This is a genomic window from Desulfobaculum sp. SPO524 (assembly GCF_044987625.1).
Lineage (GTDB): Bacteria > Desulfobacterota > Desulfovibrionia > Desulfovibrionales > Desulfovibrionaceae > Desulfobaculum.
In genome coordinates, this window is sequence record NZ_JBJDSB010000002.1 from 149,949 (window position 1) to 171,885 (window position 21,937).

General features: G+C 60.5%; 17 protein-coding genes and 4 tRNA genes. 12 read left to right on the forward strand and 9 right to left on the reverse strand.

The genetic code is table 11. From position 1 onward, the window contains the following. Positions 1-39 precede the first annotated feature (39 nt). On the forward strand, positions 40-2,658 hold the full coding sequence (locus ACI3L3_RS06235; protein WP_404844251.1) for a tetratricopeptide repeat protein: 2,619 nt from the start codon (positions 40-42) through the stop codon (positions 2,656-2,658). Positions 2,659-3,189: 531 nt separating this feature from the next. On the opposite strand, the gene ACI3L3_RS06240 is transcribed toward ACI3L3_RS06235, so the two are convergent. The 7 genes from ACI3L3_RS06240 to ACI3L3_RS06270 form a co-directional block, all read right to left on the reverse strand. Continuing rightward, positions 3,190-3,507, reverse strand: coding sequence for a TusE/DsrC/DsvC family sulfur relay protein (locus ACI3L3_RS06240; RefSeq protein ID WP_404844252.1), 318 nt, complete (start codon positions 3,505-3,507; stop codon positions 3,190-3,192). Between the two features lie 240 nt (positions 3,508-3,747). Further along, positions 3,748-5,478 (reverse strand): YcaO-like family protein, encoded by a 1,731-nt coding sequence (locus tag ACI3L3_RS06245; protein WP_404844253.1) that lies wholly within the window; start codon positions 5,476-5,478, stop codon positions 3,748-3,750. Positions 5,479-5,483: 5 nt separating this feature from the next. Beyond that, a complete protein-coding gene (locus tag ACI3L3_RS06250) occupies positions 5,484-6,221 on the reverse strand; it encodes a class I SAM-dependent methyltransferase (protein ID WP_404844254.1) in 738 nt (245 codons plus the stop codon). A 94-nt stretch (positions 6,222-6,315) separates the two neighbouring features. Continuing rightward, positions 6,316-6,390, reverse strand: a tRNA-Gly gene (locus ACI3L3_RS06255). Between the two features lie 7 nt (positions 6,391-6,397). Further along, a tRNA-Cys gene (locus ACI3L3_RS06260) sits at positions 6,398-6,472 on the reverse strand. Positions 6,473-6,651: 179 nt separating this feature from the next. Then, a tRNA-Gly gene (locus ACI3L3_RS06265) sits at positions 6,652-6,726 on the reverse strand. Positions 6,727-6,810: 84 nt separating this feature from the next. After that, positions 6,811-7,575, reverse strand: a complete 765-nt coding sequence (locus tag ACI3L3_RS06270) for a Rossmann-like domain-containing protein (RefSeq protein WP_404844255.1) — start codon at positions 7,573-7,575, stop codon at positions 6,811-6,813. 222 nt (positions 7,576-7,797) lie between these two features. On the opposite strand from ACI3L3_RS06270, the gene dksA reads away from it, so the two are divergent. The 10 genes from dksA (at position 7,798) to ACI3L3_RS06320 (ending at position 18,677) form a co-directional block, all read left to right on the forward strand. Beyond that, on the forward strand, positions 7,798-8,160 hold the full coding sequence (dksA, locus tag ACI3L3_RS06275) for an RNA polymerase-binding protein DksA (protein WP_404844256.1): 363 nt from the start codon (positions 7,798-7,800) through the stop codon (positions 8,158-8,160). Positions 8,161-8,210: 50 nt separating this feature from the next. After that, a complete protein-coding gene (locus tag ACI3L3_RS06280) occupies positions 8,211-9,734 on the forward strand; it encodes an NFACT RNA binding domain-containing protein (RefSeq protein ID WP_404844257.1) in 1,524 nt (507 codons plus the stop codon). 94 nt (positions 9,735-9,828) lie between these two features. Then, positions 9,829-10,818, forward strand: coding sequence for a PhoH family protein (locus tag ACI3L3_RS06285; RefSeq protein ID WP_404844258.1), 990 nt, complete (start codon positions 9,829-9,831; stop codon positions 10,816-10,818). Further along, entirely contained in the window at positions 10,778-13,327 is a 2,550-nt protein-coding gene (locus ACI3L3_RS06290) for an HD family phosphohydrolase (RefSeq protein WP_404844259.1), read from the forward strand. Before ACI3L3_RS06285 ends, ACI3L3_RS06290 begins: the two co-directional genes overlap by 41 nt. Beyond that, the gene (ybeY, locus tag ACI3L3_RS06295; protein WP_404844260.1) at positions 13,327-13,773 is read left to right on the forward strand and encodes an rRNA maturation RNase YbeY; all 447 of its coding nucleotides are present in this window, start codon (positions 13,327-13,329) and stop codon (positions 13,771-13,773) included. The genes ACI3L3_RS06290 and ybeY overlap by 1 nt, the downstream gene beginning before the upstream one ends. Before the next feature lie 560 nt (positions 13,774-14,333). Further along, entirely contained in the window at positions 14,334-14,543 is a 210-nt protein-coding gene (locus ACI3L3_RS06300) for a hypothetical protein (protein WP_404844261.1), read from the forward strand. A 14-nt stretch (positions 14,544-14,557) separates the two neighbouring features. After that, positions 14,558-15,460 carry an ornithine carbamoyltransferase gene (gene argF / locus ACI3L3_RS06305; protein WP_404844262.1) on the forward strand — a complete coding sequence of 301 codons (903 nt, stop codon included), beginning with the start codon at positions 14,558-14,560 and terminating at the stop codon, positions 15,458-15,460. A gap of 22 nt (positions 15,461-15,482) precedes the next feature. Continuing rightward, positions 15,483-16,679 carry an argininosuccinate synthase gene (locus ACI3L3_RS06310; RefSeq protein ID WP_404844263.1) on the forward strand — a complete coding sequence of 399 codons (1,197 nt, stop codon included), beginning with the start codon at positions 15,483-15,485 and terminating at the stop codon, positions 16,677-16,679. A 9-nt stretch (positions 16,680-16,688) separates the two neighbouring features. Then, the gene (argH, locus tag ACI3L3_RS06315) at positions 16,689-18,077 is read left to right on the forward strand and encodes an argininosuccinate lyase (RefSeq protein WP_404844264.1); all 1,389 of its coding nucleotides are present in this window, start codon (positions 16,689-16,691) and stop codon (positions 18,075-18,077) included. 231 nt (positions 18,078-18,308) lie between these two features. Next, a complete protein-coding gene (locus tag ACI3L3_RS06320) occupies positions 18,309-18,677 on the forward strand; it encodes a bL17 family ribosomal protein (RefSeq protein ID WP_404844265.1) in 369 nt (122 codons plus the stop codon). Between the two features lie 341 nt (positions 18,678-19,018). On the opposite strand, the gene infA is transcribed toward ACI3L3_RS06320, so the two are convergent. Next, the gene (gene infA / locus ACI3L3_RS06325) at positions 19,019-19,237 is read right to left on the reverse strand and encodes a translation initiation factor IF-1 (protein WP_078683826.1); all 219 of its coding nucleotides are present in this window, start codon (positions 19,235-19,237) and stop codon (positions 19,019-19,021) included. Between the two features lie 267 nt (positions 19,238-19,504). Beyond that, a tRNA-Sec gene (locus ACI3L3_RS06330) sits at positions 19,505-19,598 on the reverse strand. 275 nt (positions 19,599-19,873) lie between these two features. Between ACI3L3_RS06330 and ftsH the strand changes: the two genes are divergently transcribed. Next, on the forward strand, positions 19,874-21,937 hold the full coding sequence (gene ftsH, locus ACI3L3_RS06335) for an ATP-dependent zinc metalloprotease FtsH (protein WP_404844266.1): 2,064 nt from the start codon (positions 19,874-19,876) through the stop codon (positions 21,935-21,937).

Genomic DNA, 21,937 nt, shown 5'->3' on the forward strand with positions numbered 1-21,937 from the left:
TGTACTATCCTGTTGCGTTAGAGGATTTGAAAAGTGGCAATGCACAAGTTTTCGACACTGCTCAAGGACCAGCCGTCCATTCATGAATCACGCATGTCCTCCAAGGGCTATGCGGTGTGGATGGTGTGGTCCGGCGAGCTGTCCAGCGCCATACCTTCCACCTTCCGCGACTTTGGCGGAATGGAAGTCTCCACGGCGGAAAACCAGTCGTTGTGGTTCTTCTTTACCACCGACGTTTTCCTTGCCATGGGGCGGCTTCAGGTCTGGGCCACACTGAACGTTCTGCCTGTGTTCATTCAGGTGATCCCCACCTCGATGCAGGTAGGATTCCAGCTTGAGCAGGCGCTGTCAATTCCTTCGGACCTTTTTGGTCAACAAACGATGCCCCCGGACGATTTTCAGGTGCTGGTGCACCCGGACTTGCGCGCCGTGGTGGAGAGCATCCCCGGCATAACGCTGGAGGATTACGACAGAAATATCACCGGCATGGCCGCCGCCTCGTGGAAGCTCTTGCACGGCGACCCGCGCATTGGGTTCAAGTCGTCCCTTGGGTGGTATTTTATCCTGAAGCCCCTCGGCAATCCACAGGATAAAAAGTTCATAGAGGGCTGGCGCGCCTACTTCGCTGAGGTGGAGGGCATCCTCAAGCGCCTGAAGCTCAAGTATATCATCAAGGACGAGTTCCTCATTTTTTCGCTGGAGAATTTCGGCGCGCTCAAGACCTGGTGCAAGGAGATTCTCAATCTGGTGCAGCAGGTCAAAAGCAATGACGACCTCGCTTATTGGCCCACGGTTATGGCCGCGGTGGATAAGGCCGGGTACCAGTTCAATGAGGAGCTGCCCAAAAAGGTGGCGGTGGACTGGGACAAGATGGCCCCGGATTTTCCGCACATGAGCTACGCCACCGCCTTTATGCTGGGCGAGCCGTTCAAGATTAAGGACGTCAGCTACAGCTTTGAGCGCAGCCGGTTTACGGACTGGTGCTATGTGCACATGCTTGCCGACGGCGAGGAGGGGGCGAGTGGTTCTCTCCCCATGGTTATGCCCGTTGGTATGCTGGCGGGCGAGGAGCACCCGTGCTTCTACTGCGGCATGCGCAACCACACCGAGGCCGAGTGCCCCAGCAAGTCGCTGGTGAGCATGGATGCGGAAGTGTGGAAGGTTCTCGCGCACATGGACCTTGATGAAATGAACGAAGCTCTTGCGCAGGCCGGGGCGCAGATTAAGGACGATGCGGTGGCCATGCTGCCGCAGTTGCTCAAGGGCAAGGATGCGGCCTCGCACGTGACCAAGGTCATTTACGAGATGCACGCCCCCTTGCAACTGCGTATGGTGCCGCTTATTTGGCGTAGCCTCGGCAAGGAACTGCCGGGCGGACTGAACAAGCTTGCCCCGCCCGAAAGCACCACGCCCATCCGCGCCCTGACTCTGCTGCAGGAGGGGGACGCGGCGCAGGCCGAGCGTATGGCCAAGGAAGGGGCGCTGCGCAACCCGCGCGACTACCAGTACCGGACTTTGCAGGGCTTCCTTGCGCTGGAGCGCGGCGAGATAGAGCGCGCCATCAGCTTTTGGAAGGACGCCGAACTGCTGGGCGAGACCCCACTCCAGTATGCCTACCACAAATACTTGCAGGGGCGGGGCTATGAGGTGCAGGGGAACTTTGACAAGGCTATGGCCCTGTACAAGGAAGCCGGAGCCATATGCCCCCGGTGGGTGGAGCTGCGCTACAGGCAGAGCGCCTGCTTGGTGAAGATGGGCTTCTCCGAGCATGTTGTCGGCCTGCTGGACGACATGGTGGACGAGAGCCCGCACATCTTCAACCGCATCCTCGTGGATCCGGAGATGGAGCGCGGCCACGTACAGATTATGTCCAGCCTGTGGGACCGCTGGGTCATGGCCGAGGAGGGCGCCAAGGATGCCCTTGAAAAGCTGAGTCAGTTGTCCGAGGAGCTTGACGACTGGTTTGGCAAGGACAAAGACTTCAACAAGGAAATGCAGCACCAGACCTCGGTGCTTATGGAGCTGGACGGCACCAACAACTTTGTGGTGTTCACCCGCATCATCAAGGGCCGCATGCAGCTCGCGCGCAAGCTGAAAAATAAAATCAACGCCGAGATTAAGTTCCTTGAAAAGCAGGGGAAAACATTCCGTGAACGGCTGAAGACCATCAATGACGAAATATCATGGTTCCCGTTCCCCCGCGCCCTGCGCGAGTTCAACAAGGACTTCAACTTCTGCGTGACCAAGCTGAACTGGATTCATCAGCAGCACTTTCAGGTGGCGCGCAACTTCCGCAAGAGCCATGAGTATTTGGACGAAGTAGAACAGAAGCTGAACCGGCTGGGCATGCGCCTTGTCACCCTGAAAATTGTGCGCGACTCCACACTGTTCGCCCTTATTTTGAGCAAGGGCTTCATGTGGCTGGAAATCATATGCCTTGGGCTGGCGCTTATTCTGGTGCCTGCGGCGGTGTATGTGGCGGAAGTGCGCGATATGAACTGGCTGCGCGAGCTTATTCAGGGGCAGCGCTGGGCCTTGCAGAAAGGGCTGGTGATTATCCTGTCCGTGGTGGCGCTCATCCTCGCCACGTTGCGCACGGCCATTATCTTTGAAAAGCGCAAGAAGGAACTCTTTGAGCGCGCCAAAGGGCAAACCTGACCCTGTGGCCGAAATGGCCATAATGGCGCGCCTGCGCCGAAATTCCGGGTGGATTTCGGCATGGTTTCGGCGCGCTGCATGTGGCGCGCTGGCGTCATGCGAGTTGCGTTATGGGCGCCGTCCTCTGGGGCGGCGCTTTTTTTGCTCCGCAGGGTTAAGGGCCGAGGGCCCTTAACGATCCCATTTATACGCCAGTGTGATGTTCCAGACACGCGGCCTCTATCCGGCCCCAGCAACGGCGCCACATCCACGCGGGCAACCGCCCACACAGGAGGCAAAGCCCACCCACCCCTTTTCGGGCTGGTTTCCAGCCCGAAAATATCGGGATTCTTAAGGGGCGTTGCTATCTTGATCTCTAAGCCCCTTCGTCCTTTCAGGCCGAACGGACTAAGAGCTCAAGTCATCGGAGATAACCTCTTGAACCCGGCGTTACGACCACGTCGTCTACGCCGCTCACGCTGGTGGGCATAGGGCGCAAAAAAAGGCGGAAGCAAAAGCTTCCGCCTTATAAGGCCAAATCGATGTGTCGATTTAGACGCAGCCGGTGGGCTTGGGCAGGCCGGCCATCTTACAGGCTCCCTTACCGGGTCCGGAGGGGAACAGCTCGTAGATGTGCTTCAGCTTGAAGCCAGTCACCTTGGAGAGAATGCGGACCATCGGGGCGATGCCGTTCTTCTTGTAGTAGTCCTGCAGGAAGTCGATGACCTTCTGGTGCTCGTCGGTGAGGTCTTTGATGCCCTCGGATTCCTTAACGTACTCAACCCACTCGGGGCTCCAGTCTTCAAAACGCTGAAGGAAACCGTCTTCGTCGACTTCGAAGTTTTTACCCTGGAATTCAACAGTAGCCATGTTTCGTCCTCCTTAGGATGGTTACGAACGATAACCGTTCCTGCGCATCTCCTCAAATCAAGCGGAAGTGGGAGATACACGCCTATAGTAAGCAGCGATCCGCTGCTCAACTGCTAGATAACCGGCGTTCAGCCGTGCGTAAAACTCGGCGGAGTCTACGACCACGCATTCTTTTTTGTCAATCCTTTTCGGACACAAATCGAGTTGAACTCTGCATGGTTGTAGGTCCCAAAAGTCTGCTTACCCACCAGTGAGAATCTCGTCAAGATGGGTTTTGGCAAACTCCAGTTGGGGGTCCAGTTCAAGGGCGCTGGCAAGGCAATGAATCGCCTCGTCGGTGCTGCCGAGATTCTTGTAACAAATGCCAAGATTTGCAAGGTCCATCGCCGATCCGCTGTCCAGATCAAGGGCGGCCTTAAAGTCCGAAATGGCGTCGGCGTAGGCTTCGCGCTTAAAGCGTGTAACGCCGCGAAGGTTGAAGTATTCCTTCACCTCCGGGCAGTGCTCAATAGCGCGGTCCAGATGCGGCTCCGCGCCGGAGAAGTCACCGGACTGCGTGAGGGCGTAGGCCTGATAGAAGGCCGCAAGGCCCTTGTCGTCCGCGCTGTGCTGGCGCGGTTCGGCTTCGGCAAACAGCGTGGCTGCGCCGTCCGTATCGCCCATGCGCAGGCGGATGAGCGCCTCGAAAAACGGCAGAAAGTGCGCGCCGGGGTACACGGCTTCCAGCACGGCCAGTCCGGCGAGGGCGTCATCCAGCTCCGCGTCCTCGGCAAGGATGCGGCCCACGAACAGGCCAATGCTGGCTTCGGGCGTGCGCTCGCGGAACAGGAAGCCGGGCACGAAGCTGTAGTTGGAGGGGATGCCGAGGGTCTCCTGCTGAGTGGACACGCTGTACAGAGGATGTCCCTTGGCCTTCAGCCCCGCGCAGAGGTTCTTCAGCTCTGTGGCGATGTCGTCGGCCTCGATGCTGGGCAGGTCGGACAGGGGAATGGTCTCCCCGGCGGTGATGTGCGCGGTGTCCTCAATGCGGAGATATTTGGGCAGGCCGGATGCCTCGTAGTTGGCGCCGGTTTCAAAATCGCCGGCGAGCTGGGCGACCTCGGTCAGGGCGCGGATGGCGGCCTTGGCCGGGGAGGCTGCGGTGCCGGCGGTGTAGACAATCTCGCTGGAGTCCGGGAAGGTTTTGGGATCGTAGGCCAGCGCGGCCACCGTGGGCACGGGCATGCCAAAGCTCATATCCTTGAGCCAGAACGCGATGCCATTGTCATGGAAGGCCGCAACAAGCTCGGCCAGGACGGGATCGTCCGAGGAGTCCGGATCAATGGTCGCCATGGTGGGGGTTGTGCGGTCCGCAATGGTGCAGACGTGGCGCTCCACCAGTTCGCAGCCGCCCTGCAGGATGGACTCGGCAAAGGTGTTGCCCGCGCTGGAGCCGTTGAACTCGTTGAGCTTTTTGAACCAGTCGAGCGGGACGTAGACTTCGCGGCCATCCAGAACGTCCGTGGCCGGGTAGAAGCGCCAGCGCACAAGGTCCATCACGGTGCGCGCGTCGTCCGGGCTGATGCTGTCCCCGGCGGAGGCAATGATTTCCTCAATCGGAATGACCTGACCGGGCCACTTGGCTTCGGCTTCGGACAGAGTGAGTTTTTCAAACTGCTCTTCGGTGTTCCAGAAGGAAAAGAAGCTGTAGCGCTCCGTGAGTTCCATCAGCGCCGAGGCTTCGGCCTGAATGGGGGATGCGCCCTTGCCCATCTGCTTGCGCGTGGGCATGACGCCGCGCGCGGCGTCGCCGCACAGGCTCATATAGACGGGAATGCCAAGGCGGCCGGTGTCGATGCGCCGGACCTCGGCCAGAATGTCCGCACCAAAAGCGCCGAGGCGCTCCTTCACGCGGGAGACGGTTTCTTCGGGCGGGCAGGCTTTGTCCTGCTCGCGGGAATAGGCCTTGGGGCAACTGGTGATATCAATCATGGGCGTCAACCGACCTGTTTGCGCGGTTTAAAGCGGTGGATGGAGCACAGGTGCTTTTCATCCTCGCCGTTTTCTCCGGTCATTTTGCAGCCGACGGTTTTTTCAGCGGAGTGGAATTCCTTGTCGGCCAGCTTGAAGAAGCGCACGGACTTGCGGTTGAAGCTCCGGCTGAGGATAACCTCGGCCTGCGCGGTGGGCGCAATGTGGGCCTGCATGAATTTCACCAGCCCGCGGTGGAGCTTTTCGACGTAGAGCACCTCGGACCCGACGATGTAGTCGAAGCGCTTGCCGAGCCTGTCCGTGGAAAAATCCGCGTACTGTACGCTGACGCGGTCCGCAAGCCCGTTTTTGAGGGCGTTGATGCGGGCAAAGAGCAAGGCGTCGGGCGAAATGTCGGTAATGGTGGTGGAAAATCCGCACTTTGCGGCAAAAAGACCGCAGATGCCAACGCCGCCGCCAATTTCCAAAAGTTCTGCGCCTTCGTCACAGGGCAGGGTGCAGATGAAGTGCGACAGCAGCATGGAAGCGGGCCACACCTTGGCCCAGAAGGGCAGGTCCAGTCCGTCCTTGGGCGCGGAGCTGGAGATGCGTTCCACATATTCGGCCATATTGGCGATTTGCAGGATATCAAGGGTGTGGTTTCCGGCGGACACGGGTTCAAAACGGACCTCGTAGCGCTGGCTCGCGATGTCGAGCAGTTCTTCGAGGGACGCGTCCGGGGAGAAGGGGAGGGAGCTGGGCATTCGGCCTCCTTAATCTGGCTGGGGCAGGCGCGGCGTGCGCCCGCCGTGAAGGCAAAAAAAAAGCCGGCCCAAAAAGGCCGGCTTTTATGATCGGTGGAGCGGGAGACGGGATTTGAACCCGCGACTTCAACCTTGGCAAGGTTGCACTCTACCACTGAGTTACTCCCGCGAAATGTTGGAGGCGGCATCCGGATTTGAACCGGAGAATGGAGGTTTTGCAGACCTCTGCCTTACCACTTGGCTATGCCGCCTCATCAACCGAGGAGTTAGCGTATAGTCCGTGTAAAAGCATCAGTCAATGCCTTTTTTCTCCGGCGTGAAGAACGCCAACCCCGGTGAGGAGCCTACCCCGAGCCGCGCTGCATGGCAAGGGTGCCATACGCCCGGTTGGGGCGGTGAAACATCGTGTTACCGATGTTGGTGTTTTCTTTGGAGCGGGAGACGGGATTTGAACCCGCGACTTCAACCTTGGCAAGGTTGCACTCTACCACTGAGTTACTCCCGCTCGTTTGAAAGAGCCGCCGTCGTTGCGGTGAGGAGGTGTCTATGCAAACTCGGGACTGCTGTCAACAGGGAATTTTTAAAAAGTTCATTTTTCCTGTGATTTTTCCCAGACAAGGCCGCGCACTCCGCCGAGGCGTTTGAAGGGTTTGCCCGCCTCTATACCGCGGAAGGCGTCCTCGGTCTTTTCCACAACCGCCCCGGCAATGGCGCTGACGCCCATATCAAATAGAACAGACGAAAAGGGCGTGCTGGGGCCAAGTAAGAGTATATAGGCGTCCGGACGGCAGTGGGACAGCAGTTCCGGCAGGGTGCCGTTGAGCAGGGTGGTGCCGGTTATGGCCACGCAGTCCGCCTGCGGCAGAACCGTGGGCGCGGCTGTGGCGGGCAGGTCGCCGGGGCGCGGGGACAGCTCAAGAACGGAGAACGCGGCAAAGAGACCATCCTCCTGAGCCATGCGCTCCACAAAGGGGAAATGCCCCACGACGGCAACGCGCCGTCCACGCCCGTGTTCGCGGATGAGGTCTTGCCCTTTGCGCTGGCTGGAGGCCTGCGGCACGGGCAGCAGGGCGTTTACCGCCGCGAGAGCGAGGGAGCGGTATTGCGGGTGGGGCAGGTCCGTCTGCGGCGTGGCAAGATGGGCGGCCATGGCGTGGAGCGTACCCGGCAGGGCGTCCGGCAGTGGCGCAAGGGCTGCGGCCCCGCCTGGGGCGTGTTGGTCCACGCGTGAGGCAATGCCGGCCCGGCGGCCCAAAACCCCCACCATGTGGGATCCGATGACGGACCGGGCGAGCGGAGCGTCTGGCTCGGCCGTGGCGGAAGCGACAATTTGATCAAGAAAATTGGTGTTCATTCTTGCATTCTCCGGAGCAGAAAGTAATATCTGTAACGATTGGACATACGTCTGCCCACACGGGATTGCAAGGTGGCGCGCGTCGCGGCCTGGGGGGACGAACCCGCGAAATGCGTCATCAATGCTTTACTTTTCATTGCTTCCTGTTATATGCACTCGTCTTCAATCCCGCACGTTCCGCATCGGAACCGCCAGTGGACAGCCAAGCTCGGAGGGTTGATCATGGATCAGAAAGATATCGAGATGTTCCGCACCCGGCTCAATCAAATGCTGGATGACATCCTGCGTAAGGGTGAGGAAACCATAGTCGACATGACGGACGAACATGAAAGCTATGCGGACCCGGCAGACCGCGCCACTGCGGAATCCGACCGCTCGTTTACCTTGCGCCTTCGCGACCGCGAACGCAAACTCATCAAAAAGATCCAGGCGGCTATTGGACGCATTGAGGACGGTACCTTCGGTGAATGCGAGGAATGCGGCGAGGAAATCGGCGTACCCCGTTTGAAGGCCCGCCCTGTGACCACGCTGTGCATTAATTGCAAGAGCCGTCAGGAAGAAGAGGAAAAAGTGCGCGGGGATTAAGCCCTTAGTCCCCGGGCTGTGCGCGGGCACGACTCCCGCGCGTCATTCATATGGAAGCAAATTTCTTCCGGTGCCTCGCGCCCCGGTTGGGGGAGACCCTCGCCGGACGACGCATCGACCGTATCTTTAACCCCGCGCCGGGGGTGTGGACCTTTAAGGCCCGCTCTGGCGCGGGGTCCTATCTTGTTTTCAGGGCGTCTAAAAAGGGCGGCCTGCTCTTTATTTCCAAGGAAAAACCAGCCAACCCGCCCCAGCCAACGGCCATCTGCATGTGGATGCGCAAGCGCCTGGAGGGGCGCAGGCTTCTTGACGCCTTCATCGATTGGCAACAGCGCAGCATCGCGTGGGAGCTGTCTCCCGGCGAAGGGCGCTATCTGCTGCTGAATGTGGAAAAGGAACCCGCCCTCGTGGACGAGCTTCCCGCCACCTTTGGCGATGAGGCCCCGTGGCCGGACCCGCAGCGCGTGCTGACAGACCGCGACGTCTGGCGCGAGCATCCGCAGATTTCCCCTGCCCTGCGCCGCACCATTGGCGCCTTGCCCGAAGCCCGCGCCGCCGCCATGATTGGCGCGCTGGAGCGCGGCGGATGCGGCCGGTTTTTCGTCTACCCCAAGGGCGAGAACACGCGCGGCGGCGAGGCGCTGGTCTGGCGTTTGCCGGACCCCCTGCATGCCGGACGCGAGGAGCAGGCGTTTGACGACGTGCTCACGGCCGCAGACCTGTGGGGGCGGACGGAACTTTTCCCCGAACTTGCCCGGTTGGCCGTTGCCGGTGAGCTGGACCGCATCAAGGCCCAGCGCCGCAAGCTCAAGCGTTCGCTGAAGAAGCTGGACGCGGAGGAGGACCGCATGCGCGGTTTTGTGGCCAAGGCGGAAGAGGGGCAGTTGCTGCAGGGCTGGCTCTATATGTTTGACAAGGACGAGAAACGTTCCTACGTGGACCTGCCGGACGCCACAGGCGAGGACGTCCGCATCCAGATGGACCCGCGCCGCACTGTGCGGGAAAACATGGACCGGTTTTTCAAGCTGGCCGCCAAAGGCCGGCGCGGCCTCGGCTTTGCCGTGGAGCGCCGCAAGGCTCTTGAGGGCGAGCTTCAGGCACTGGACGGTACATCCGCCGCTGTGCAGGAGGGCAAGCAGGCTCCCCGCGCCACAGGCGAGCGCGAAGTGCGCGGACGGTTGCAGGGGCTTCAGGTTGCGGCGTTTCGCACTTCGGACGGCTTTACGGTGTACCGGGGCAAGAGCGCCAAGGGCAATCATGAGATTCTGTCCCGTCTCGCCAGTCCTTTTGATTTATGGTTCCATGCCGCCAACGGCCCCGGCGCGCACGCCGTACTGAAGCGTGATTATCCCGATCAGGACGTGCCGGATTCCAGCCTTGCCGAGGCCGCCGCGCTTGCCGGGTTGAAAAGCCACTACGGCAGCGCCGGAAAGGCCGAGGTCATGTGCGCCCTCGTGAAGTACGTGCGCAAGACCAAGGGGGCGGCCCTTGGGCAGGTCGCCGTGGACCGCGTGGAGCATACGCTGCACGTGGACCTTGACCCCTCTCTGCAGGACGATCTCTTCGTCTGCTGAATGACTGGACAAATTCCCCGGTTGGACGGGGCCGGACAAAAAGGGTATCGTGTCTGCTCGCTTTGAGCATAACGGCCCGAAAAGATAGGATTTTATGCCAAAAGCACAGTGTGTGGAAAAGGCGCTGGAGTTCGACGACCTTGAACTTGCGCGCGAACTGTTCGGCCCGCAGGACGCCAACCTTGCGGCGGTGGCCCAGAAGACCGGCGTGCGCGTGGAATCGCGCGGCAACCGCGTGCTTCTGCGTGGAGAGGACAGCGAGATGGTGGCCTTTGCCGCCAATGCCCTTATCCAGATGTACGACCACCTGCGCGCCGGGAACCGTCTGTTCCCGGATGATGTGGACTGCGCCCTCGGCATTCTTGGCCGCGAACCGTCCGCCAATATAAAGGATGTGTTCGACGGCGAAGTGTTCGTGGTGACGCCGCGAAAGCGCATCACCCCACGCACGTTGACCCAGCGCGACTATCTGCAGGCCATTCGTGAAAACGACATGACCTTCGGCATTGGCCCCGCCGGCACCGGCAAGACCTATCTCGCCGTGGCCATGGCTGTGGGCAGTCTGGTCCGCAAGGAAGTCAAACGCATTATTTTGACCCGCCCGGCTGTGGAAGCCGGGGAGAAGCTGGGCTTTTTGCCCGGCGACCTCGTGGAGAAAATCGACCCCTACCTGCGACCGCTGTACGACGCACTCCACGACCTCTACGATTTCGGCAAGGTACAGGAGATGATGGAGCAGGGCATCATCGAGATTGCGCCGCTGGCCTTTATGCGAGGCCGCACGCTCAACGACGCGTTTATCATCCTTGATGAAGCGCAGAACACCACGCCGGAACAGATGAAGATGTTCCTCACCCGCCTCGGCTTCGGCTCCCGCGCCGTTGTAACGGGCGACGTCACGCAGATAGACCTGCCCGGCCATGCCGAGTCCGGTTTGATCAATGCCACGCGTTGTCTGGCCGATGTGGAGGGCATCTCTTTTGTCCATTTCCATGACGGTGACGTCATAAGACACCCGCTCGTGGGAAGGATAGTGCAAGCCTATGAACGCCATAAAAAATCAGAAAAAGAAAAGCGCCGCTAAGCGCAAGAAAGGGACCCCCCCTTCTTGGACGGCGCGTTTTATCCCGTCGTTTTCCGGTGCGGATGGCGGCGTGCTTGGCACGCTGTTTCTGCTTTTGGTCCTGTTGGTCCTCAGCGCGTTGGCCGGTGCGGATTTCTCCTCCGGTCCCCGCCTGTACCTTGAGGGCGAAATTGCAGACCGTGACATCATGGCCGACCGGGAGTTCCTTGTAGAGAACACCCGCGCCACCCGCATCAAGCGCAAGCAGGCCGCCGCAGCCCAGCCGCAGGTTTTTGACCTGACGGACGACTCCTACGAGCAACTGGAGCAGGACGTGTATCAGGTCTTCGAGACCCTGAACACGGCCCCGGTTGCCGAGCTGGAGGACGTACGCTGGAGCATTGCCGAGGACCTGAACGCAGAAATCGGCGTCTCCACCTTTCAGCGCTGGCGGCGCGAGGATTTTCAAAATCTCGTGCTTGGCCGCGTGCTGCCGTGGATGAAGAGCTATCTCGGCGAGGGCGTCGTGCGCGAAAGCGCGGCCCTGTCGCGCTACGACTCCGGCATCCTTGTGCGCAACCGCGTGTCGGGCATTGAGTCCCTGCGCGTCGACACCTCCAGCGTGGCGGATTTTGACGTCATGCATCGCGCGCTGACGCGCTTCCTCAAGGGCGAACTCAAAAAGCCCCTTGTGGTGCGCCGCGATATTTGGACCCTTGTCGGCCCGCTCACCAAGCCCAGCCTGACGCTCAACGCGCAGGAATCCGCCGAGCTGCGGCGGCAGGTGATGCAGGCTGTGGAGCCTGTGTATTTCCACGTTCGCGAAGGCGAGATCATCGTCCGTCAGGGCGAGGCCGTCAGCGAAGCCCAGTACATGAAGCTCAAGGCCATGATTGCCGACACGCCCCAGACCTATGGGCTGGGCCGCGCCATCGGTATCTTTGTCCTCAGCGCGCTGCTCGTCATGGGCGTCATCATGTGCACCCGCTTTGGCCTGTGCCGCGACCTGACAGGGCGCGATTTGGTTCTCGTCTCCATCGTGCTGTTGCTTTTCGGCGGTGTGGCGAAGTTTCTGTCCCTGCTTGATGCGCCATTGGCGCTTTCCGCCGGGGCTTGGACGCGCGATATTTTGCCCTATTGTCTCCCCCTTGCGGGTGCATCGGGCGTTCTTGCGCTCTTTTTTCCCTACGCCGTGTGCTTTTACGCCACCATCATTCTCGCCTTGGTGAGTACGTGGATGTTTGGCGGGCATTTGCCGCTGTTCACGTTCTATTTCCTTGGCGGCATGTTTGAGATGTTCCTTATCAAGAACTCCCACACCCGTTACGAGCTGCTGCGCAGTGTGTTTCCGCTGCTCGGCGGGTTGCTGCTGGCATGGTCCGGTGCGGCCATCGTGGAGGCGCGCGATATTTGGGCCATCGGCATCGGCAGTGTGTATGTCATCGTTTCCGGCGTGACCTCGCTGCTGCTCGTGCTTGCCCTATCGCCCATTGTGGAGTTCTTCCTCGGCTTTACCTCGCGCTTTAAGCTCATGGAGCTGATGAACCTTGAGCAGCCGCTGTTGCAGGAGCTGATGGTTGCCGCGCCCGGCACCTATCATCACTCCCTTGTCGTCTCTAATATGGTGGAGGCCGGAGCCCGCGCCATTGGCGCCAATCCGCTTCTTGCCAAGGTTGCCGCCCTGTATCACGACATCGGTAAAATAACGAAGCCGCAGTACTTCATCGAGAATCAACTCTCCCGCGAGAAGAACAAGCACGATAAGCTTACGCCGTCCATGAGCGCGCTGATCCTCATCTCTCACGTCAAGAAGGGCGTGGAACTCGCCCGCGCGCACAAGCTCGGCTCCGAGATTGAGGACATCATTCAGCAGCATCACGGCACCACGCTGATTTCCTACTTCTTCCACAAGGCCAAGGAGCAGGCCGAGGCGCGTGGCGAAGAGGACGTGCGCGAAGAGGAATTCCGCTATCCCGGCCCCAAGCCGCAGACCAAGGAAGCCGGACTCATTCTGTTGGCCGACGCCATCGAGGCCTCCAGCCGCGTGCTGTCCGACCCCACTCCCTCGCGCATCAAGGGCCACATCGAGACCGTTATCAAACGCATATTCTCTGATGGGCAGTTGGACGAGTCCGAGCTGACACTCAAGGACCTGCATCACATCAGTGATGTGTTCCACCGCATTCTCACCGGCATATTCCATCAGCGCATTGAGTATCCCGGCACCGCCCAGCCCAAGCCCGAACCCCAGGCGCACGCCGAGTGCCCGCACTGCGCCGCCCGCGAAAAGGACGACGCACCGGCCATCCCCGTCGCCACCGGAAAGCCCGAGTCCGCCGATAAGGCCCCTAAAAAGGAGCAACCCAAGGCGGCAGCGTCCAAGAAGGACAGCGCCGACAAGGCCGACAAGCTCGAAAAGGCGCCCGAGCGCGAGTACACCCTCGACATGTCCGGACGGCTCATCATGGGCCGTGACGGCGAAGGCGGGCCTCAGCTCAAGTTCACCAAAACGCGCCTCGGGAGCCAGTAATGCAGCAGGACGCCCAGCGCATCACTTTGGAAACGTGCGCCGCCATTCGCCCCGATATGCCGCTCTCGCGCCGCGAACTGCTTCCGCTCGTCGAGCTTGTTCTCGGCGTGCTTGGCATGGACGGCGCGCAGGTGGACATTATCATCGTCGATGATGCGGCCATGACCGGGTATCATACCTCCTTCAAGGGCCGTGTCGGGCCGACAAACGTTCTGTCCTTTCCGGACAAGGACGCCACTCGCCCTGACTACATCGGCCAAGTTGTCCTTTCCGCCGAGACCTGCGCCCGCGAGGCCGACCTTTACGGGCAGCGTCCCGTAGAGCATCTCGCCCGACTGCTGGCCCATGCCTTCCTCCATCTTGCCGGGCTTCCTCACGGAGCCGAAATGGAAGGACTCACCGAAGGCGCCGTCGACGCCGTCGCCATGCACTCCAGCGATTGCTGAGGCGGCGCGTCGGAGTACGCGCAACGCTTTTGTGTTCAACGATGGAAGGACGCCGGTATCGGCGTCCTTTTTTCGTTTTGGCAGGCCGGGTCGTAACGCTGGGTTCAAGAGGGTGCCTCCGGCGGCTTAAGGGCCACGGGCCCTTAAGGATCCCGAGGTTTTTCGGTCTGGAAGCCAGCCCGAAAAAAAGGGGTGGGCGCTTTTGCGTGGAGGGCGGGCAGTTGTCCGCTGTGGCCGTGGCTGGCGTGGGGGCGTGATTGCAGCCGGGGTGGGCGTGGCAGACGTGGCGTATGAAGAGGATTCTTAAGGATGAAATCCTTAAGCCTGCGGAGCATAAAGAGGTGTGGCGTTGCCGACGTGGTCGTAACGCCGGGGTCAAGAGGGTGCCTCCGGCGGCTTAAGGGCTACCGCCCTTAAGAATCCCGAGGTTTTTCGGTCTGGAAGCCAGCTCGAAAAAAAGGGGTGGGTGCGTTTGCGGAGAGGGTGGGCAGTTGTCCGCTGTGGCCGTGGCAGGCGCGGGGGCGTGATTGCAGCCGGGTGGGGTGTGGGAGACGTGGCGTATGGAGAGGATTCTTAAGGATGAAATCCTTAAGCCTGCGGAGCATAAAGAGCGTGGCATTCCCGCCACCGTACACCACGCGCAATTTGCCAAAATGGTGAAAAATGGCGCCCTAGACGGTTTGAGCGGGGACGAGGCTTTACATTGCCATACGTTCGGCGTTAAATGGCCGTTTGTTTCGCGACTAGAGCTCTCTGGAATAGATCATTAGAACAGGGGATTGCCATGCCCAGGAATTTTTTGAGCATTCTCGACCTGGAGAAGACCGACGCCCACGCCCTTGTGCGACGAGCACACGAGATGAAGCAGGTGGATTACCGATGTGACCTTCTGTCTGGCAAGACTGTTGCTATGATATTTGAGAAGGCGTCCACCCGAACTCGCGTCAGCTTTGAGGTGGGCATCCGTCATCTGGGCGGGACCCCTCTGTTCATGACGCCTGCGGAGTCGCAGCTTGGCCGCAGCGAGCCGCTGTGCGATACGGCGCGGGTGCTTTCGCGCTATTGCGCGGGCATGGTGGTCCGCACGTTTGGTCAGGAGAAGGTGGACGCGCTGGCCACGTGGGGCAGCATCCCCGTGGTAAACGCCCTGACTGACGAATACCATCCGTGCCAGGTCATGAGCGATATGCTGACCATGTACGAGCGCACGCCGGACTTTTCGTCCCTGAAGGTGGCGTGGGTTGGCGACGGCAACAACATGGCGCATTCCTTCATCAATGCTGCTGTGCATTTTCCGTTTGAGTTGGCGCTTGCCGTGCCTGAGGGCTATGACCCGGACCCCGCCATCGTGGAGCGGGCAAAGGGCCTTGGCGCGCGGATAACGCTGACCCGCGACCCGCGCGAGGCATGCGCCGGTGCCCATTACATTAATACTGATGTATGGGCGTCCATGGGGCAGGAGGAAGAGCAGAAGGCCAGAGAAAAGGCCTTTGCCGGATTTATGGTGGACGACGCCATGATGGCGCTTGCCGCACCGGATGCGAAATTCCTGCATTGTCTTCCCGCCCACCGTGGCGAGGAAGTTTCCGAGTCCGTTATCGAGGGGCCGCAGTCTGTGATTTTTGATCAGGCCGAGAACCGCCTGCATATGCAGAAGGCCATCCTTGAATGGGTTTTTTCCGACTAAGTATTTCTGAGTAGAGGAAGCAATGAGCAAAGACATCAAGAAAGTCGTCCTCGCCTATTCCGGCGGTCTGGACACCTCCGTTATTCTGGCGTGGATTAAGGAAACGTACGACTGCGAAGTCGTGACCCTCACCGCAGACCTTGGTCAGGGTGAAGAGCTGGACGGCATTGACGAAAAGGCGCTGAAAACCGGCGCTGTGAAGGCATATGTCGAAGACCTGCAGGAAGAATTCGCCCGCGATTTCATCTTCCCCATGTTCCGCGCCGGTGCGATTTATGAAGGCCGCTACATGCTCGGCACGTCCATCGCACGTCCGCTGATTTCCAAGCGCCTTGTGGAAATCGCCCACGCTGAGGGTGCGCAGGCCGTGGCCCATGGCGCAACCGGCAAGGGCAACGATCAGGTGCGTTTTGAGCTGGCCACCGCCGCTCTGGACCCGACCTTGAAGACCATTGCCCCGTGGCGCGAATGGGACCTGAAGTCCCGTACGGACTGCATCAGCTTTGCAGAGGCCCACGGCATCGAAACGCCCATGAGCCACGCCAAGCCCTACAGCTGCGACAGAAACCTGCTGCACTGCAGCTTTGAAGGCGGCGAGCTGGAAGACCCGTGGAGCGAGCCGGGACCGTTCTCCCACGCCATGTGCGTGTCCGTGGAGGAGGCTCCTGACGAGGCCGAGGTCATCACCATTGATTTTGAAAAGGGCGACCCGGTTGCCATCGACGGCGAAAAGCTGTCCCCGGCCAGCATCATGCTGAAGCTGAACGAGCTGGGCGGCAAGCACGGCATTGGCCGTGTGGACATGGTGGAGAACCGTTTTGTGGGCATGAAGTCCCGCGGCGTGTACGAGACCCCCGGCGGCGCGATTCTGTTTGCTGCGCACCGCGACCTTGAGGGCGTCACTATGGACCGCGAACTCATGTCCCTGCGCGATTCCCTTATCCCCCGCTATGCCGAGATGGTCTACAACGGCTACTGGTATGCGCCGGAGCGTGAAGCCATTCAGGCCTTCATCGACAAGTCGCAGGAGCACGTGACGGGTACCGTCCGCCTGAAGCTGTACAAGGGCCAGGCCATTCCGCTGGGCCGCAAGTCCCCGTACTCCCTGTATGATGCTTCCCTCGCCACCTTTGAGGCCGAGGACGTCTACAATCAGGCCGACGCCGCCGGGTTCATCACCTTGCAGGGGCTTCGCCTGAGAGGCTTTGCCAAGAAGTAGGAGCACCACATGTCCGAGACGAAAATGTGGGGCGGCCGCTTCGCCGCCAAGACTGCCGAGTCCGTGGAGCAGTACACCGCTTCCGAGCAGTACGACCGCGAACTTTACGCCGAGGATATCCGCGGCTCCATTGCCCACGCGCACATGATGGGCGCGCAGGGCGTGCTGACCGCTGAGGAAGTGCAGACCATCACCTCCGGCCTGGATCAGGTCCGCGAGGAGATTGAGTCCGGCGCCTTTGTGTGGAAGCGCGAGCTGGAAGACGTGCACATGAACATTGAGGCGCGCCTGACGGAAATCATCGGCCCCCTCGGTGGCAAACTGCACACCGGCAGAAGCCGCAACGACCAGATCGCTCTGGACTTTCGCCTGTATGTGACGCGCCGCATGAATGAGTGGCGCGGCTTGCTGGCGGACCTTGTGGCCTCCCTTGGCCGCCGGGCGGATGAGCACCGCCAGACCCTGCTGCCCGGCTGCACGCATATGCAGCCCGCTCAGCCCGTGAGTTTGGCGCACCACCTGCTGGCGTACGCCCAGATGTTCATGCGCGACGCGGACCGGGCAGGAGACTGCGCCCGCCGCGCCAACGTGTCGCCCCTTGGGGCCGCCGCGCTGGCTGGTACCACCTATGACTTTGCTCCCGAGGCCGTGGCCGAGGAGCTGGGTATGGGCGGCGTGTTCGCCAATTCCATGGACGCCGTGTCCGACCGCGACTTCGTTATCGAGGCCGTGTTCACCGGGTCCATGATCATGGCGCACCTGTCGCGCCTGTGCGAAGAAATCATTATTTGGTCCAACCCTGCGTTCGGCTTTGTGAAGTTGCCTGATGCCTACGCCACCGGCTCAAGCATCATGCCGCAGAAGAAGAACCCGGACGTGGCGGAACTGATGCGTGGCAAAACCGGCCGCGTGTACGGCTCGCTGACCACCCTGATGACGCTGGTGAAGGGCCTCCCGCTGGCCTACAACCGCGACATGCAGGAGGACAAGGAACCGTTCTTTGACGCGGACCGCACTGTGCGTGCGTCCGTGGGCATCATGGCCGATATGGTGGCCGAGCTGGGCTTTGACGCGGACCGTATGCGTCAGGCCTGCGCCCGCGGCTACCTGAACGCCACGGAGTTGGCCGACTACCTTGCGTCCAAGGGCATGCCCTTCCGCGAGGCGCACCACGTGACCGGCTCCGCCGTGGGCTACGCCGAGAAGCAGGGCAAGGGTCTTGAGGACCTGACCCTTGAGGAACTGCGCCAGTTCTCGGACATGATCGAGCAGGATGTCTTTGAGGCCTTGGCCTATGAGACGGCTGTCGCCCGCCGCGAAACCTCCGGCGGTACGGGACCGAACTCCGTGACCCGCCAGATTGAAACGCTGCGCGCGTGGCTGACGTCCATGGACTAGCCGCCGCTCAGTCAGCGATGACGCCAAGGGGACGCTCCGGTAACGGGGCGTCCCTTTTTTGTGCGTTTTTGTGTGCGGCAAGGGAGGGGAGAAGGCTATTTTATGACGATGGTGTGCGGTTTTTGGAGGAATGCAGAAAGGAAAAAATTCCAGCGGTTGCGAAATGTAACGTCCCGTCCTATAACGGCATTATGGTGACAGATTCTCCCCTTCAACCTCGGAGTATTGACCATGAAGCGTGAAGATGTGTTGTCTGGCCCCGGTATTGGACGGGAATTCGTACGGCGTTTTGCTGGGCACAGGCCCATGGTGAAACTGCTGATGAACACGGGAAAGATACGCACCAGTCAGGAGAAGGCCGAGCAGGTGCGGTTCGTCATGGACCGTTTGGTCACGCTGGCCACGGCGGATTCCGACGCCGCGCGCAGGCAGGCCTACAAGTATCTTAATGACAACAGGGCGCTCAATCGCCTGTTCAACCATGTCGCCCCGTGCTGCCAAGAGGTGGAGGGCCACTATGTGCGCCTGACGCCCATCGGCGGAGCGGGGACGGCCGCGCCGATGACCATGGTGGAACTGCCCCTTGAGGAGAAACCCTAAAAGGCCGCTGGCCGCACACGGCGCGGCGCGTACAGAAATGCCGTAAATTGCCGCGTGCCGCAGAGGTACGCTTGCTTTGAGGCCCCGCGCGCCGCATTTTTTCTTCCATGGAAGTCGCTGCCATGTGGGCGGGCAGGTCCTGCCGCCGCGTTGCAGCGTAAGTCACAATCATAGAATGAGAAACGCCCCGCAAGCCGGAAGGGAGGCTTGCGGGGCGTTGTCGTGCAACCTGAGTGTGTCGGCCTTAGGTTGCAAAAAACCGGAGAGAGGGAGAGAGGCTGTCTGTGTCGAGACAGGCTCTCCCCCTTTCTCCGGCTTCGCCGTGCGAAAGGGAATGAGGACTAGCGGGGGCGGAAGGTAATGCGGCCGCGGTTCAGGTCGTAGGGAGAAAGTTCCACGGTGACCTTGTCGCCGGGCAGAACGCGGATGCGGAACTTGCGCATCTTGCCGGAGATGTGGGCCAGCACTTCGTGGTCGTTCTCAAGCTTCACGCGGAACGTCGCATTGGGAAGGGCCTCTTCAACGACGCCCTGTACTTCAATTGCTTCTTCTTTAGCCATATGTCCTCCATTTCAATATTCACGAGCATGCTGCGACAGCGATGCCAGACTTTAAGAGTAGTGTGTCCACACATGATGGAGTGCGGACCGATAGCGCCTACAACATGCAGGGGCGCTCGTCAAGGTGCCACGCCCTGTATACAGAGGCGCCCACGGTGCGTTGCGCCGTGGTTTGCAGCCGATGCGGATGCGATTTCACTCTGGGAAAATATCAGGGAATCCGGATTGGTACAAGATGCTCTGCGCTCAAGGCCGACTGCTTTTTCATGGCGGAGGGACACAGGAGTCGAACCTGCCAATCGTTTCTCAACGATTCTACGGGTTTGAAGCCCGCGCCCATCACCGGATGAGACGTCCCTCCACATGGGTAGGCGTGAAGTAACAGGTTTGGCCCAACTCTTCAAGCGGAAAGGCAATTCGCCCCGCCGCGCCAGCCCGCCCAGAGCAAGAATTGCCCCGGCCTGCGCGTGGACAGTGCCATGGGTGTATGTTAGCGTTTTACGATACGCCTTGCACGAAAAGGCAAAAATGGAAAAAACGCAACGCAGGCCATTGCCTGCCGTACCATCAGAACTTATACTACCGGATATCCTGCGAATCAGCGCAAACGCGCCAATGCCATAGAGGAGTTCCAACTTGAACAACTTCGCCAAGAACCTCTTTCTGTGGGCGGCCATCTGTCTCGTTATGGTCGTCCTCTTCAACCTGTTCAACCAGCCGCCTACACCCCAGCTGAAGTTCAGTTACACGGAACTGCTGGAGCGTGTGGACAAGGGTGACGTGGTTGAAGTGAAAATCCAGGGACAGCGCATCACTGGCTCCGTCGTGGATGGCCAGCGCTTTGTCAGCTACGCCCCTGACGATCCGAACTTTGTCCAGCGGCTTATCGACCGCAAGGTGCAGGTCACGGCGGAACCTGACGAGGAATCCCCCTGGTACATGACGTTATTCATATCATGGTTCCCAATGCTGTTGCTTATTGGCGTGTGGATTTTCTTCATGCGGCAAATGCAGTCCGGCGGCGGAAAGGCCATGAGCTTCGGCCGCTCGCGGGCCAAAATGATCAGTCAGGACCAGTCCAAGGTCACCTTTGAAGACGTCGCCGGTGTGGACGAAGCCAAGGAAGAACTCTCCGAGGTTGTGGAATTTTTGTCCCAGCCCAAGAAGTTCACCCGCCTTGGTGGACGCATCCCCAAGGGCGTTTTGCTGGTCGGCTCGCCCGGTACAGGTAAAACGCTGCTTGCCCGCGCCGTTGCCGGTGAGGCTGGCGTGCCGTTCTTCTCCATCTCCGGCTCCGACTTCGTCGAAATGTTCGTCGGTGTTGGTGCCTCCCGTGTGCGCGACCTGTTCGTGCAGGGGAAGAAGAACGCCCCGTGCCTCATCTTCATCGACGAAATCGACGCCGTTGGCCGCCAGCGCGGTGCCGGTCTTGGCGGTGGACATGACGAACGCGAGCAGACGCTGAACCAGCTCCTCGTTGAGATGGACGGTTTTGAGTCCAACGAAGGCGTTATCCTCATCGCCGCCACCAACCGCCCCGACGTTCTGGACCCGGCGCTGCTGCGTCCCGGCCGTTTTGACAGGCAGGTTGTGGTGCCCACGCCCGACGTGCGTGGCCGCGCGCGCATCCTTGAGGTGCATTCGCGCCGCACGCCCCTCGGCCCCGATGTGGACATCGTTACCATCGCCCGCGGGACGCCCGGTTTCTCCGGTGCGGACCTTGAGAACCTCGTCAACGAGGCCGCCCTGCAGGCCGCCAAGCTCAACCGCGATCAGGTTGTCATGGCGGACTTTGAGACGGCCAAAGACAAGGTGCTCATGGGCAAGGAGCGCCGCAGCGTCATCCTGTCCGAAGAGGAAAAGAAGACCACGGCCTACCATGAGGCAGGCCATGCCATTGTCGCCAAGTCCATCCCGGGAACGGACCCTGTTCACAAGGTGTCCATCATCCCCCGCGGACGCGCGCTTGGCGTGACCATGCAGCTGCCCGTGGACGACCGACACAATTATTCGAGGACCTACCTCGACGCGACCCTCGCCATGCTGCTTGGTGGCCGCGCCGCCGAAGAGATTATCTTCGACCAGCGCACCACCGGTGCCAGCAACGACATTGAGCGTGCCACCGACATGGCCCGCAAGATGGTAACCCAGTGGGGCATGAGCGAAGCCATTGGCCCGCTGTCCCTCGCCGAGAAGGACGACTCTGTGTTCCTCGGCCGGGAAATGACCCGCCATAAGAGCCTCAGCGAGGAGACTGCCCGCTTGGTGGACGCTGAAATCACCCGCGTGGTTCAGGAAGCCAACAACAGGGCGCACAGCATTCTCACGGAGAATTTGGACATCTTGCATGCCGTGGCTGATGCGCTTCTGGAACGCGAGACCATCTCCGGTGCAGACATCGACAAGCTGATGGCTGGCGAGTCCCTGCCACCCATGGAGAATGGTGTGGCCGTCCGCAAGCCCGGCGCTGTCGCCGCGGCCGAGGGCAAGACCACCACTGGCGAGGACCTTGACGACCAGCCTGCCCAGAGCGCCGCGCAGCCCGCGCCCGCCGAGGAAGGCCACAGCGCCGAGGCCACACGCCCCGAGGATGATGACACGCTGAAGGACGCCCATGAGGGCGAGGAGTTCACCCTTGAACCGGGTGAGCCCGAAGAGTCCCCAGAAGGGACATCCGACAAGCAAGGAAAGGACAACTAG

What these genes read in the sequence shown, in the direction of transcription:
- ACI3L3_RS06270 (WP_404844255.1), bottom strand. Translation starts at nt 7,575, where the DNA reads ATGAACACCAATTTTCTTGATCAAATTGTCGCTTCCGCCACGGCCGAG.
- ACI3L3_RS06250 (WP_404844254.1), bottom strand. Translation starts at nt 6,221, where the DNA reads ATGCCCAGCTCCCTCCCCTTCTCCCCGGACGCGTCCCTCGAAGAACTG.
- ybeY (WP_404844260.1), top strand. Translation starts at nt 13,327, where the DNA reads ATGCAGCAGGACGCCCAGCGCATCACTTTGGAAACGTGCGCCGCCATT.
- ACI3L3_RS06285 (WP_404844258.1), top strand. Translation starts at nt 9,829, where the DNA reads ATGCCAAAAGCACAGTGTGTGGAAAAGGCGCTGGAGTTCGACGACCTT.
- ACI3L3_RS06300 (WP_404844261.1), top strand. Translation starts at nt 14,334, where the DNA reads ATGGAGAGGATTCTTAAGGATGAAATCCTTAAGCCTGCGGAGCATAAA.
- ACI3L3_RS06290 (WP_404844259.1), top strand. Translation starts at nt 10,778, where the DNA reads ATGAACGCCATAAAAAATCAGAAAAAGAAAAGCGCCGCTAAGCGCAAG.
- ACI3L3_RS06310 (WP_404844263.1), top strand. Translation starts at nt 15,483, where the DNA reads ATGAGCAAAGACATCAAGAAAGTCGTCCTCGCCTATTCCGGCGGTCTG.
- dksA (WP_404844256.1), top strand. Translation starts at nt 7,798, where the DNA reads ATGGATCAGAAAGATATCGAGATGTTCCGCACCCGGCTCAATCAAATG.
- ACI3L3_RS06235 (WP_404844251.1), top strand. Translation starts at nt 40, where the DNA reads ATGCACAAGTTTTCGACACTGCTCAAGGACCAGCCGTCCATTCATGAA.
- ACI3L3_RS06240 (WP_404844252.1), bottom strand. Translation starts at nt 3,507, where the DNA reads ATGGCTACTGTTGAATTCCAGGGTAAAAACTTCGAAGTCGACGAAGAC.
- argF (WP_404844262.1), top strand. Translation starts at nt 14,558, where the DNA reads ATGCCCAGGAATTTTTTGAGCATTCTCGACCTGGAGAAGACCGACGCC.
- ACI3L3_RS06320 (WP_404844265.1), top strand. Translation starts at nt 18,309, where the DNA reads ATGAAGCGTGAAGATGTGTTGTCTGGCCCCGGTATTGGACGGGAATTC.
- ACI3L3_RS06280 (WP_404844257.1), top strand. Translation starts at nt 8,211, where the DNA reads ATGGAAGCAAATTTCTTCCGGTGCCTCGCGCCCCGGTTGGGGGAGACC.
- argH (WP_404844264.1), top strand. Translation starts at nt 16,689, where the DNA reads ATGTCCGAGACGAAAATGTGGGGCGGCCGCTTCGCCGCCAAGACTGCC.
- ACI3L3_RS06245 (WP_404844253.1), bottom strand. Translation starts at nt 5,478, where the DNA reads ATGATTGATATCACCAGTTGCCCCAAGGCCTATTCCCGCGAGCAGGAC.
- infA (WP_078683826.1), bottom strand. Translation starts at nt 19,237, where the DNA reads ATGGCTAAAGAAGAAGCAATTGAAGTACAGGGCGTCGTTGAAGAGGCC.